This is a genomic window from Novosphingopyxis iocasae, assembly GCF_014334095.1.
GTDB classification, from domain to species: domain Bacteria; phylum Pseudomonadota; class Alphaproteobacteria; order Sphingomonadales; family Sphingomonadaceae; genus Novosphingopyxis; species Novosphingopyxis iocasae.
The window spans coordinates 1349592-1362460 of the sequence record NZ_CP060495.1; the positions used below are offsets into that span (position 1 = coordinate 1349592).

Sequence of the window (12869 nt, forward strand, 5' to 3'; positions counted from 1 at the left end):
TTTGATCGCACCGCAAAAGCGCGGCCGAATCCTTCTAAAAGACACCGGTGCCATAGAGGGAGGATCAAATGATCTACACACGCGAATTCCGTCGCACCCGCACGGCCTTGCTGATCGGTGCCGCATTCTGTCTGCCGCAGATGGCCGCCGCTCAGACGGCTTCGCCGGAAGCGCCGCAGGACCAGACGGTGGACGACGTCGATGAGGTGCTGAGCGCGGAAGTCCCAGCCAACGAAATCGTCGTCACCGGCTTCCGGGAATCGCTCAACGCCGCGATCTCGGCCAAGCGCAATTCCGCCAGTCAGATCGACGTGATCGTCGCCGAAGACATCGCTAAGTTCCCGGACACCAATCTTGCCGAATCGCTGCAGCGCGTGCCGGGCATCTCGATCCAACGCGATGCGGGCGAAGGGCGTCAGATCGTCGTGCGCGGCTTGGGCTCGCAATTCACACGCGTACGCGTCAACGGGATGGAAGCCATCGCCACCTCCACCGATGGAGCGAGCGCCAACCGCGATCGTGGCTTCGATTTCAACGTTTTCGCATCCGAGCTTTTCAGTTCGATCGTCGTCCACAAGACCGCGGAGGCTTCGCTCGACGAAGGCTCGCTCGGCGCGGTGGTCGATCTTAATACCGGCAACCCCCTCGCCTATGATCCCGGCTTCCACTTCGTCGGCTCCGCGCAGGCGCGCTACAATGATCTGTCGGACGATGTTGGGCCGCGCTTGGCCGGCTTGGTTTCCTGGACGAACGCCGCTGGAACCTTCGGCGTCTCGGCCTCAGCGGCATATTCAGAATACAACACCTTCGAGCTGGGCAACAACACCGTCCGCTGGACGCAGGGCGCATTCCGCTCGGTCAACGGAACGCCCTGTTTCTCCGGTTCGACCTACGTGCCCAGCGATCTGTGCAATCAGGCCGGCCTTGCCTTTCACCCGCGCATTCCGCGCTACGGCCTCGTCTCGCACGATCGTGAACGCCTCGGCGCGACGGCATCGGTCCAATGGGCACCGACCGACCGGACCAAATTGTCGATCGACGGGCTCTATTCTAAGTTCAATGAAACACGCGACGAATCCTGGGGCGAAATCCTGATCCGTTCCAACGAACGCTCGATCGATCTTACCAATTTCACCGTCGACTCGAACAACAACCTGATTTCCGGCACACTCAATAACGCCTATCTGCGGACCGAGCGCTATTCGCGCGAAAGCTCGACCGAATTCTATCAGGTTTCGGCGCTGCTTGAGCAGCAATTGACCGATAGCCTGGCGGTGAACCTTCGTGGCGGCAAATCGCGCTCCGATGCCGATATCCCTCTGGAGACCACGATCGCCTTCGACGATCGGATCAATGGATACAGCTTCGACTATTCGAACATGGACTTCCCCGCGCTAAATTTCGGTCCGGCCGGCGCCACTACACCCGGCCAGTTTGAACTTGCCGAATTTCGCGACCGCCCTTCCTATGTTACCAACAAGTTCGAGACGGCGGGCGTCGATTTCACCTGGGACGTCACCGAAGGGTTCGCGATCGAATTTGGCGGCGTCTATCGCCGGTACGATTACGATACCGAGGGCTTCCGGCGCGACAGCACCTATTGCGCTGCCTTCACCTGCGCACCGGGCCAGACCGGCCTTCCGGTAACTGATGCTATCTCAGAAATCTTCGAACTCGGTGAGGCCGGTCAGCCTTCCGGCAACAGCAACAGCTGGCTGGTTCCCCTCCTCGGTCCGTCTGCGGACGCCGTCGGCCTCTACCAACGCCCTGCCCTCTCCCAGCAAGGCGAAGACCGAAGCGTCACAGAAGAAACCAAGGGAGGGTATCTTCAGTTCAACTTCGACACCGAAATGATGGGGGGTCTGCGAGTGACCGGCAATGCCGGAACCCGCTACATCAAGACCGACCAATCTTCGACGGGCTTCAACAGCGGCACCCAGGTGACGGTCGAGCGCAGCTATGACGACTGGTTGCCGGCAGCTAATCTCAACATTTTCCTGACGGACAACCTGATCCTGCGCGGGGCAGTTTCTAAAGTGATCACCCGTCCCTCGCTCGGTAGCCTTACGCCGGGCGGGTCAGTCGATCAATTCAACTACCGCATCAGCTCGGGCAACCCGTTTCTCGATCCTTACCGCGCGACCACCTACGATGCCGCGCTCGAATGGTATTTCGCCCCGGGCGCGCTGGCCTCGGTCGCCGTTTTCCAGAAGGACATTGCGAGCTTCCCTCTCTCCAGTTCTTTCCAGGGTACCTATGCGCAGAGCGGTCTGCCGACATCGCTGCTGACGGTGGGAACGCCGCTGTACAACGCGGTCGTGGGTGGGGCGAACCCAAGCGTGCCGATCGAGTTCCGCACCAGCGTGAACGGACCCGGAGCCAATCTGAAAGGCATGGAGCTCTCGCTGCAGCTGCCCTTCGACGTGTTCTTCGACGGCTTCCTTGGTAATTTCGGTGTGCTCGGCAATGTCACTTTCGTCGATAGCGACGTGGATTATACGCTCGCCACTCCGGCCACTGCCCTCAACGGCAATGGCAATCCCGTATCCGGGCCTGCCTCGGTCTTCACGCGGCCGCTGCTGGACTTGGCGAAGAATGCCGCGAACGGCACCGTCTATTACGAAGACGGACGTTTCTCCGCCCGCGCTTCGGTGGCTTATCGCGACGGCTATCTCGACAGCACGAGCGGCAATCTCAACATTTTCGAAGGCTATGAGAGCATCGTCAACGTGGACGCCTCGATCCGCTACAGGCTGACGGATTCGCTGGAGCTTTCGCTGGAAGGAACGAACCTTACCGACGCCTATCGCACCCGTTTCGTCAACGATCCAGCACCGCGCGGCTACGAAAATAACCACTTTGGACGCGTGTTCATGGCTGGTGTCCGGGTGCAGATGTAGCATCCGGTTCGCGGAAGCGACAGGAGGAGCTCCGTTGTGAAAAGCGATCGTAGATCCGTTTTGGGGGCAGGACTGCTGTTGTCGGTGTTCAGCGCGAGCCGGGCGCTGGCACAGACTGCCCCGCCGGCGGCGCCCGGCGCGGCGCCGCCGGGCTTGCCACAGCCTGAGGAGACGCTCGACTTGTGGCCGCAAGGGGTCCCGGGAATGCCCGCCAACCCACCGATCGAAAAGACTACCGAGCGATCGGAGGATTTGCTCGTGACCGATCGTGCTGTGCTGGGCATCACCGTGCCGCGTCTTTCCGTCTTCCGGCCTGATCGACCCAACGGCGCTGCCGTCCTGCTGATGCCCGGCGGCGGGTACAATCATATAGTAGTCGACAAGGAAGGCTATGAATTGGGCCGCTGGTTGGCGGCGCGCGGCTTTACCGCCTTTGTCCTGTTCTACAGACTGCCTTATGATGGATGGGCGGCGGGCCCCGATGTCGCGCTGTCCGACGCGCAGCGCGCCATGCGGCTGATCCGGCACCGCCACGCTGAATATGCCATTGATCCCGAGCGCGTCGCGGCCATGGGCTTTTCCGCGGGCGGACACCTTTGTGCCGATCTTGCGACACGCTTTGCCTCGCGAACTTACGACCCGGTGGACCAAACCGACAGGCTGAGCGCAAAGCCGATTTGCGCTGCACCGATCTATCCGGTGGTCAGCATGAGCGCGCCGAACGCGCATCCCGGTTCGCGCGAGCGGCTTCTGGGGGCAAATCCGTCCACAGCACTCGAAGCGGCGCATTCACCGGATCGAAATGTCCCCGCCAATGCGCCTCCGGTTTTCCTACTGCATGCCGAGGACGACGATGTGGTCCCGGCAGCCAACACCATCCTGTTGCGTGCCGCCCTTAAGGAGCGGAACATCCCCGTTGAAACCCATCTGTTCGAACATGGCGGCCACGGTTTCGGCTTGCGCAAGGCTGTCGGCAAACCAGTCGAGATATGGCCTGAGCTTTGGCGTAATTGGGCGCGTGGCACGGGGCTGGGCTAATGATCGCGAGCCGTAGGTCCCTCATTGCCGGGTCTGCTATGACTGCGGCATTGGCGCTGATCCGGCCTGGTTTCGCCCAGGAGCGGGGTTTGTCGCCTGAGTCCTCCGCCCGCCGCGATCCGCTCTATAAGCGCGGATTTGACAATCAGCGTATTCCCGATCGCGGCAACGGGACTTTCCTCAATCCGTTGATTTCGGGCGACCGTCCCGATCCCGCGATCCTGAAGGATGGCGAGGACTATTACGTTACCTTTTCCACTTTTGACGCCTATCCTGGGCTCACCATCTGGCACTCGCGCGATCTGGTGAACTGGCGTCCCCTGAACGCCGCTCTGACGCGCAATATCGGCTCGGTCTGGGCGCCTAGCCTTCACAAGGATTGCGGACGCTTCCTGCTTTACATCCCGGTGAAGGCACAGCCCCAGAACGACATTTTCGTCAGCTGGGCGGATGCGATCGAGGGTCCGTGGAGCGATCCTGTTTCGCTCGGCCTGCCCAACCATATCGATCCCTGCCACGCAGTCGCCGAGGATGGGAGCCGCTGGCTGTTCCTGTCGGGCGGAGACCGGGTGCGCTTGTCGGACGACAATCTCTCGCTCGCGGGCGAGGTGGAGCATGTTTACGATGCCTGGCGTTATCCCGAGGACTGGATCGTCGAGGGTTTTTCGCCCGAAGGACCCAAGATCCATCAGGTCGGCGAATGGTTCTATATGCTGACCGCCGTGGGCGGCACCGCAGGCCCGCCAACTGGACACATGGTGATCGCCGCCCGCTCCAAATCGCTGCACGGTCCTTGGGAACACCATCCCGACAATCCTATTGTTCGCACGACTTCAATCGACGAGGCCTGGTGGTCGCGCGGCCATGCTTCGCTGGTGGAGGCACCCGATGGTAATTGGTGGTCGCTTTATCACGGGTACGAAAATGGCTTCTGGACGTTGGGCCGACAGTGTCTGCTCGATCCGGTACGCTTTCGGGAGGATGGTTGGTTCGAGATGATGGGTGGGGACCTGTCGCAACCGATTGCAAAACCAGACGGAGGGTCTGCGCAGGCACATGGAATGGCACTGTCCGACGATTTCTCTAGTCCTTTGAAATTGGGCAGCAAATGGGCTTTCTTCCGCCCCAACGCTAATGAGGCCAGCCGCGTAGAGACCGATCGCGGTACGCTACATTTTCGCGGCAAGGGGGACGCCCCCTCGAGTGGATCTCCGCTGCTTCTAACGGCAGGGGACACCAGCTACGTGTTCGAATGCGATATCGAGACCGTACCCGGCGGCACAGCGGGGCTGATCCTATTTTACGACGACAAGCTCTATTGCGGGCTGGGCTTTGACGCGGAACGCTTCGTAACCCACCAGTACGGGATCGAGCGCGCGCGGCCCGCCAATCCGCATGGCGGCCGCATGCGGATGCGCGTGACCAATCGCCGCCATATCGTCACGTTCGACATCAGTGGCGATGACGGCAAGACCTGGCAACGCTTCGACCGCGGCATGGAAGTCTCTGGATACCATCATAATGTTCGTGGCGGTTTCCTTATGCTGCGCCCCGGTCTTTATGCCGCGGGCGCAGGCGAAGCGAAATTCCGCGACTTCCGCTTCATGGCGCTCGAGGGGTAAAGTCAAATATGGGTGGTCAACTAGATATGCTGACCCGGCGGCATATGCTGATCGGAAGTTTAGGACTATTGGCCGCCTCCGCATTACCAGGCTGCAAGCCAGTAATGTCCGGCATGCTGACCAGCGCGGATGCGCATCCGGCCGACTATCCCACCGTGCGCGCGGTCGAGTTCATGGGGCGTTTTCTCTCAGAAAAGACAAACGGCCGGCTGGGCATCAAGGTATTCGCCGGCGGACAACTCGGCAACGAGACCGATACATTGGAGATCACCAGTTTCGGAGGACTGGATTTCAACCGCGTCAACTTCGCCCCACTCAATTCGATCGAGCCGATGACGCTGCCCTTCTCGCTCCCTTTCGTCTTCGATTCGGTCGATCACATGCGCCGAGTCGTCGATAGCGCGGTGGGAGATAAGGTGCTGGCATCAATGGAGCCGCATGGACTGATCGGTCTCGCTATCTACGATTCCGGCGCACGCAACTTCTACAATATGCGCCGCCCGATTCGCACGCCTGAGGATATGCGCGGCCTTAAGATCCGTGTGCCTGCGTCCGATCTCTACGTTGCGATGGTCAACGCGCTCGGCGCAAACGCCGTGCCGATCCCGTTCAGTGAGATCTACCAGTCGCTAGCGCAAGGCGTGATCGACGGGGCGGAGAACAACTGGCCGACCTTCGTGGGCGAACGCCATTACGAGGTCGCGAACTATCTTAGCATCACCGAACATCTGCTGACGCCCGAGGCGCTGGTTATGAGTAAGGCCAGCTACGATGCGCTGGACCCTGCTGATCGCTCCTTGGTGCGCCAGGCAGCGAAACGCTCGGTTATCGAGATGCGCCGGCTGTGGGACGCACGCGTTCAAGAAGCGAAGGATGTGATCGATCGTTCGGATGTGCGCGTGAATCCGGTGAACAAGGCACCGTTCGCGGGGCTGATGCGACCGGTGTGGGATCAGTTCATCACCACCTGGGCGCAACGCAGGATCGTGGACGCCATTCTGGCAATGAGGGAAGGATAGGCATGGCCGCGACCATTTCGCGCTGGTTGATCGGGTTCGGCACGCTCGGCCTGCTGATCATGACGGCCATCGTCGGATGGCAGGTGTTCGGGCGCTTCATCTTGGACTCCAGCCCCTCCTGGACCGAACAGGCGTCGCTGATCCTGATGATCTGGTACGTCATGTTCGCCTCGGCGGCCGGGGTCTACGAAGGCTTCCACATTCGTATCGCTTTGCTCGAGGAAAAGCTGGGCGATCGTGCCCGGCCGCTCACGCGTCTGGTGGCGTTGGTTATCGCCCTGATCGGCATCGCGCTGCTGATCTACGGCGCGCAGCTTTGCTGGATCGTGCGCGGCAACACCGTGCCGTCGCTCGGCTTCAGCCGCGCCGTCGCTTATGTTCCGCTGCCCATCTCGGGCCTGCTCATGGCGGTGTTCGCCCTGCCCCAGATCCTGACCGGGCGACATCGAGACGAACCGCGCGCGGAAGTGGAGACGCTCTGATGGAATTACTGATCCTGTTCGGCGTGCTGTTCGCGCTGCTGATCATCGGCGTGCCGGTGGCCTTCGCGCTGCTCGCCGCAGCGATCGCCTGTTTCGCCGCCATCGGCATTCCCCCGATCGTCGCGGTCCAGCGCGTCGCGTCCGGCATCAGCGTGTTCACCCTGATGGCGATCCCCTTCTTCATCTTCGCGGGCGATCTAATGTATCGCGCCGGGATCGCCGAACGGCTCGTGCGCGTGGCGGATGCTGCGGTCGGTCGCATGCGCGGCGGGCTCGGCGTGGTCGATGTCGGCGCCTCGATGATGTTTGGCGCGGTCTCGGGTTCGGCCATCGCCAGCGCCTCGGCCATCGGATCGACCATGGTGCCCTTGATGAAGGACAAGGGCTATCCGGGTGATTACGCGATAAACGTCACTGTCACCGCCGCCATCGTGGGCCTGCTGATCCCACCATCGCACAACATGATCATCTATTCGGCCGCGTCGGGCATCGGCGTGTCGATCGGCGATCTGTTTCTGGCCGGCGTCATTCCGGGGTTGTTGACCGGGCTGATGCTGATGCTCGCGGCCTGGCTGGTCGCCCGCAAGCGCGCTCTGCCGTTCGGGCAATTTCCCGGCTGGCACGAATTCCTCCGCGCGGCCGCCTTCGCCATCCCCGGTCTGATGACGGCCGTCATCATCATGGGCGGGATTCTGAGCGGCTTCTTCACGCCCACCGAAAGCTCCGCCATCGCAGTGATCTACACGATGCTCGTGGGCGCCTTCGTCTATCGCAGTCTGGGTTGGGGCGGCCTCTGGGAAGCGGCGGCGAAGTCCGTGCGCACGGCGGCCATGGTGCTGTTCATCATCGCCGCGGCGACCGCCTTCGGTTTCGCGCTCGCGCTGCTGGAGGTTCCTGCAGCGCTCGGTGCGCTGATCGGGCTGATGACCGACAATCCGATTGTGACCCTGCTGATCATCAACGTCATGCTGCTGCTGCTCGGCACCTTCATGGACATGGCACCGCTGATCGTCATCACCACGCCGATCTTCCTTCCGGTTGCGATAGGCGTGGGTGTCGATCCAGTTCATTTCGGCATCATCATGATGCTGAACCTCGGCATCGGACTGGTGACGCCCCCCGTGGGATCGGTCCTGTTCGTCGGATCGGCGGTGGGCAAGATCCCGGTAACTACGCTCGTGCGTACCATTTGGCCGTTCTACCTCACCCTGATCGGCGCGCTGATCGTTATCACTTACGTGCCCGCGCTATCGCTCTGGCTGCCGCATGCGATGGGCGGCGGCTGAGGTACTGGGCTAGAGCGTCACACCGCTTTTCCAGATTGCGATGGCGCGCTGACCGTTCGCTTCGGCCCGGGTCTGCTCCCCGCTGGCAACCGAAAGGAGATAGGCGGCGAACGCTGCCGCAACGGTGTCCTGCCCTTCTTCCAGCATGCGCCCGGCGTCGAAATCAATCCAGCCCGGCTTGGCTGCGGCGAGGTTCGAATTGGAAGACACCTTCACCGTGGGCACCGGAAAGCCCAGCGGCGTGCCGCGCCCGGTAGTGAACAGCACCATGGTCGCCCCCGCCGCCGCCAGCGCTGTAGAGGACACCGCATCGTTGCCCGGCGCTTCGAGCAGGGTCAGGCCGGGCCGCGTCGCCTGCCGCCCATAATCTATCACGTCGACCAGCGCCGCGTGCCCCCCTTTCTGGACCGCGCCCAGTGACTTTTCCTCCAGCGTCGTGATCCCGCCCGCGATATTGCCGGGGGAAGGATTTTCGGAGACCGGCTGCCCCTGGTCGAGGAAGTAGCGTTTGAACCGGTTCAGAAGAGTGCTGGCGTCCTCGAACACTTCCCGAGATGCGGCACGCGCGAACAGCGCTTCCTCCGCACCGAATATTTCCGGAATTTCGGTCAGGATCGCGCGCGCATCGCTCGCCGCGAGACGATCGGTGAAGCGGCCGAGCAGCGGGTTCGCCGTGAGGCCCGAGAGCGCGTCCGATCCGCCGCACTTCAACCCGACGCACAGCGCCGAGGCCGGTGCGATCTCGCGCGTCGCAGTTGCCAATTCGTCCGCCAGATCGTCGATCAGGCTCATCAGTTCTGCTCTTTCGTCGCCCGCATCTTGCGCGCGAAGCACGCGCACCTTGGCGCGTGCGGCGTTCGGTATTTCTTCCAGCAGGCTGTCCAGCTGGTTGCTCTCGCACCCCAGCCCTGTCAGCACCACACCGCCCGCATTGGGATTGGCGGCAAGTCCCGCCAGCAAGCGGCGTGTGTGGGCAAGATCGTCGCCCAATTGCGAGCAGCCGTGAGGATGGCCGAACCCGGCGATGGCATCGACACGTCCTGCATGCCGGTGGGCCGCTTGACGCGCGACATCTTCCACTAGCGGCGCGACACAACCGACGGTCGGAAGCAGCCAGATCTCGTTGCGGGTGGCCCATCGCCCGTCGGCGCGCCGATAGCCTCTCCAATCGGGCAGCGGAGCGGCGGCGGCACGATCGAGAGCAGCATCGGCCGGACGCTCCGAATAGGCGATCTCACCGGACAGGCAGGTCGCACAATTGTGCACATGCACATGCCCGCCGGCACGGATCGACTCCGTCGCCCGTCCGATCCGCGCGCCGAAACGGCGAACGTCTGCACCCTCGGAGAGCGGGACGAGCGCGAATTTGTGATGCGCCGGAATCGCTTCGGCGATGGCGATAATGTTACCGGCGACCGCCACCTCTTCGCCCGGCTCCAGCGCACGCAGCGCGGTGGCCACAAGATCGCTTTCTTCGGCCTTGATCGCTGCCAGCATATTCCGCTCCCGAAATGGCTTGTTTCAGCCATTGATACCGGTTTCCAAAGGCGTCGCCAAGTGGCATAGCGGCGCTGCCGTCTCGTTCGAGAAGAAACGCCGGAGAGGACCGACCATGCCCCGTGAGCTGAACCTTCATCCCGATCGTTTGTTGCCGACGGACCCCGGCACGCGGGCGCTGGCGCAGGCGCTTTACGTGTCGGTCGCCGGCCTTCCGATCATCAGCCCCCACGGGCACACCGATCCGGCTTGGTTCGCCTCCAACGATCCCTTCGGAAACGCCAGCGATCTGCTGCTGGTGCCAGATCACTATCTCTTCCGCATGCTCTATTCGCAGGGCATTCGTCTGGAGAATCTGGGGATTGCGGGGCATGAAACCGATCCGCGCGCCGCCTGGCGGATTTTGGCAGAAAATTATCACTTGTTTCGCGGCACGCCCTCGCGCCTCTGGCTCGACTGGGTGTTTGCCGAGGCCTTCGGCATGCAGGTCCGGCTCGATGGCGAGACGGCCGACCTCTATTTCGACACCATCACCGAAAAACTCGCGACGGACGCCTTTCGCCCGCGCGCGCTGTTCGATCGCTACAATATCGAGGTGATCGCAACCACCGAAAGCCCGCTCGACACGCTCGATCATCATCGGGCGATCCGAGCGAGCGGCTGGAGCGGTCGCGTTATTACCGCTTACCGGCCGGACCCGGTGGTTGATCCCGACTTCGAAGGGTTCACCGAAAATCTTGATCGGTTTTCCGAAGTTTCCGGCGAGGACTGCGCAAGCTGGCAGGGCTATCTCGCGGCTCACCGCATCATGCGCGCGCGGTTTCAGGAACTGGGCGCTACCTCGACCGATCATGGCCACCCGACGGCGCAGACGGCCAACCTCTCCCCCGCGGAATGCGAACGCCTTTACGATCGCGTGCGACGCGGCGCCGGCGAACGGGGCGATGCGGAGCTCTTTCGCGCACAGATGCTGACCGAAATGGCGGCGATGAGCATCGATGACGGGCTGGTGATGCAGATCCATCCCGGCTCGGTCCGCAATCACAACGCCCGCCTCTTCGAACGTTTTGGGCGTGACAAAGGTGCGGACATCCCGAGCCGCACCGATTATGTTCACGCCCTCAAACCGCTGCTCGACCGCTTCGGCACCGAAAGCGCGCTGTCGATCATCCTCTTCACGCTCGACGAGAGCAGCTATGCGCGCGAACTGGCGCCGCTCGCGGGGCATTATCCGTGCCTCAAGCTGGGGCCCGCCTGGTGGTTCCACGACAGCCCGGAAGGCATGCGCCGGTTCCGCCGTATGACGACCGAGACGGCCGGCTTCTACAACACGGTCGGGTTCAACGACGATACCCGCGCCTTTCTCTCCATCCCGGCACGGCACGACGTCGCGCGCCGGGTGGATTGCAGCTTCCTTGCCGAGCTGGTTGCGGAACACCGCATCGAGGATTGGGAAGCGGCCGAGCTAGCGCAGGCGCTGGCTTATGATCTGGCGAAGCAGGCTTACAAACTATGAGGCTGTCCCTGCGTACGCTGCACGCGCTTCCGCAGGACGCCGACCGCTTCACCTATGATCGCGGCGCACAGGCGATAGGCATCGTCCATTTCGGCATTGGTGCGTTTCACCGTGCCCATCAGGCCTGGTATACCGATCAGGCGATGGACGAAGGAGACCGCGACTGGGCGATTTGCGGCGTCTCCCTGCGGTCCCGCAGCGTTGCCGACCAGCTTGTGCCGCAGGACGGGCTCTATACGGTCACGACGAGGTCTGGCGAGGGAGCGCAAGTCCGTGTGATCGGTGCCGTGCGCGAAGTGCTCTTCGCATTAGATGATGGCGCGGCGATCGTCGCGCGGATCGCGGACCCGGCATGCCGCATCGTCAGTTTCACGGTTACCGAAAAAGGCTATTGCCGTACCGGTGCGGGCGATCTCAATCTTCGCTTGGCGCAGGAAAGTTTTTATCCGCTGCTTGGCCGGGCCCTGGCGCAGCGCGCAGAGGCGGGCCTTGGCGGTATCACGCTGCTGAGCTGCGACAATCTCGCCGATAACGGCACCGTACTGCACCGGTTGATGCGCAGATGGATGATGGAGAACGAACCCGACGCGCTGGATTGGTTTGAGACGCATTGCACCGCGCCCTCCAGCATGGTGGATCGCATCGTGCCGCGATCGACCGATAAGGACCGCAGCGCCCTTCAGGCGCAGCTCGGTATGGCCGACGAGGGCGCGGTGTTCACCGAAGATTTCAGCCAATGGGTGATCGAGGATCGCTTCGCAAACGGTCGTCCTAGCTGGGAAAAGGTTGGCGCGGAGATGGTTTGCGATGTGGTGCCCTATGAAACGGCCAAGCTACGCATGCTGAACGGAGCCCATTCCTTCCTGGCCTATGCCGGATTGGCGGCGGGTCATGAATTCGTGCATCAGGCCATTGCCGATCCCCAGCTCTGCGCATTGGCGCGCCGACTGATGCTGGAGGAAGCACTCCCCTCGATAACCGCGGCCCCCGGACAAGATCTGGACCGATATGCGGAAGAATTGATCGTGCGCTTCAACAATCCGTCGCTGCGCCATCGACTTGATCAGATTGCGATGGATGGATCGCAAAAACTCCCGCAACGCTGGCTCGATACGGTGCGATGGCATTGGTCCCAAGACGCGCCGACGCCCGCGATCCGCAAAGGTTTCGAAGCCTGGCGGCAGCACTGCGCGCGTAATAGCTGTGTCGACGATCCGTTCAAGGACCGGCTGGTGGAAGCGGCCCAGTCAACCGATCGTTCTGAATTCCTGGACATCTGCTTTGGCGAATACGGGGATACTCAATCAATTTGGTCCGAATATGTTTTTCTACGCTCTATTTTTAAATCGGCGGAATGATGTTCGCAGTGACATGACACCTGATTTTCCTCCGCAGGCGATTAAATTCTGGGTTGAAGGGAGGAAAGACGCTTAAGAGCACCAAATGAACACCCGCACTCGTCCTTAGCGACAGCTCGCGATCTCTGCCGAACAGTGCTCGGACAGGAAA

At 62.0% G+C, this 12869-nt stretch carries 9 protein-coding genes; 8 read left to right on the plus strand and 1 reads right to left on the minus strand.

Annotation, left to right across the window (positions count from 1 at the left end):
• Positions 1 to 68: 68 nt before the first annotated feature.
• From H7X45_RS06410 to H7X45_RS06435, 6 genes are all read left to right on the plus strand, one after another.
• Positions 69 to 2900, plus strand: coding sequence for a TonB-dependent receptor (locus H7X45_RS06410; RefSeq protein ID WP_214645525.1), 2832 nt, complete (start codon positions 69 to 71; stop codon positions 2898 to 2900).
• A 36-nt stretch (positions 2901 to 2936) separates the two neighbouring features.
• A complete protein-coding gene (locus H7X45_RS06415; RefSeq protein WP_187336675.1) occupies positions 2937 to 3938 on the plus strand; it encodes an alpha/beta hydrolase in 1002 nt (333 codons plus the stop codon).
• Positions 3938 to 5560, plus strand: coding sequence for a family 43 glycosylhydrolase (locus H7X45_RS06420; protein WP_187336676.1), 1623 nt, complete (start codon positions 3938 to 3940; stop codon positions 5558 to 5560). The genes H7X45_RS06415 and H7X45_RS06420 overlap by 1 nt, the downstream gene beginning before the upstream one ends.
• Positions 5561 to 5664: 104 nt before the next feature.
• Positions 5665 to 6579 carry a TRAP transporter substrate-binding protein gene (locus H7X45_RS06425; RefSeq protein ID WP_246449773.1) on the plus strand — a complete coding sequence of 305 codons (915 nt, stop codon included), beginning with the start codon at positions 5665 to 5667 and terminating at the stop codon, positions 6577 to 6579.
• A 2-nt stretch (positions 6580 to 6581) separates the two neighbouring features.
• A complete protein-coding gene (locus tag H7X45_RS06430; protein WP_187336677.1) occupies positions 6582 to 7061 on the plus strand; it encodes a TRAP transporter small permease in 480 nt (159 codons plus the stop codon).
• Positions 7061 to 8347 (plus strand): TRAP transporter large permease, encoded by a 1287-nt coding sequence (locus tag H7X45_RS06435; protein ID WP_187336678.1) that lies wholly within the window; start codon positions 7061 to 7063, stop codon positions 8345 to 8347. The genes H7X45_RS06430 and H7X45_RS06435 overlap by 1 nt, the downstream gene beginning before the upstream one ends.
• A 9-nt stretch (positions 8348 to 8356) precedes the next feature.
• Here H7X45_RS06435 and H7X45_RS06440 read toward each other — a convergent pair whose 3' ends face one another.
• Positions 8357 to 9844, minus strand: a complete 1488-nt coding sequence (locus tag H7X45_RS06440; protein WP_187336679.1) for a UxaA family hydrolase — start codon at positions 9842 to 9844, stop codon at positions 8357 to 8359.
• A gap of 115 nt (positions 9845 to 9959) precedes the next feature.
• Here H7X45_RS06440 and uxaC point away from each other — a divergent pair, with 115 nt between their 5' ends.
• Positions 9960 to 11360 carry a glucuronate isomerase gene (gene uxaC / locus H7X45_RS06445; protein ID WP_187336680.1) on the plus strand — a complete coding sequence of 467 codons (1401 nt, stop codon included), beginning with the start codon at positions 9960 to 9962 and terminating at the stop codon, positions 11358 to 11360.
• On the plus strand, positions 11357 to 12718 hold the full coding sequence (locus tag H7X45_RS06450; protein WP_187336681.1) for a mannitol dehydrogenase family protein: 1362 nt from the start codon (positions 11357 to 11359) through the stop codon (positions 12716 to 12718). Before uxaC ends, H7X45_RS06450 begins: the two co-directional genes overlap by 4 nt.
• Positions 12719 to 12869 lie beyond the last annotated feature (151 nt).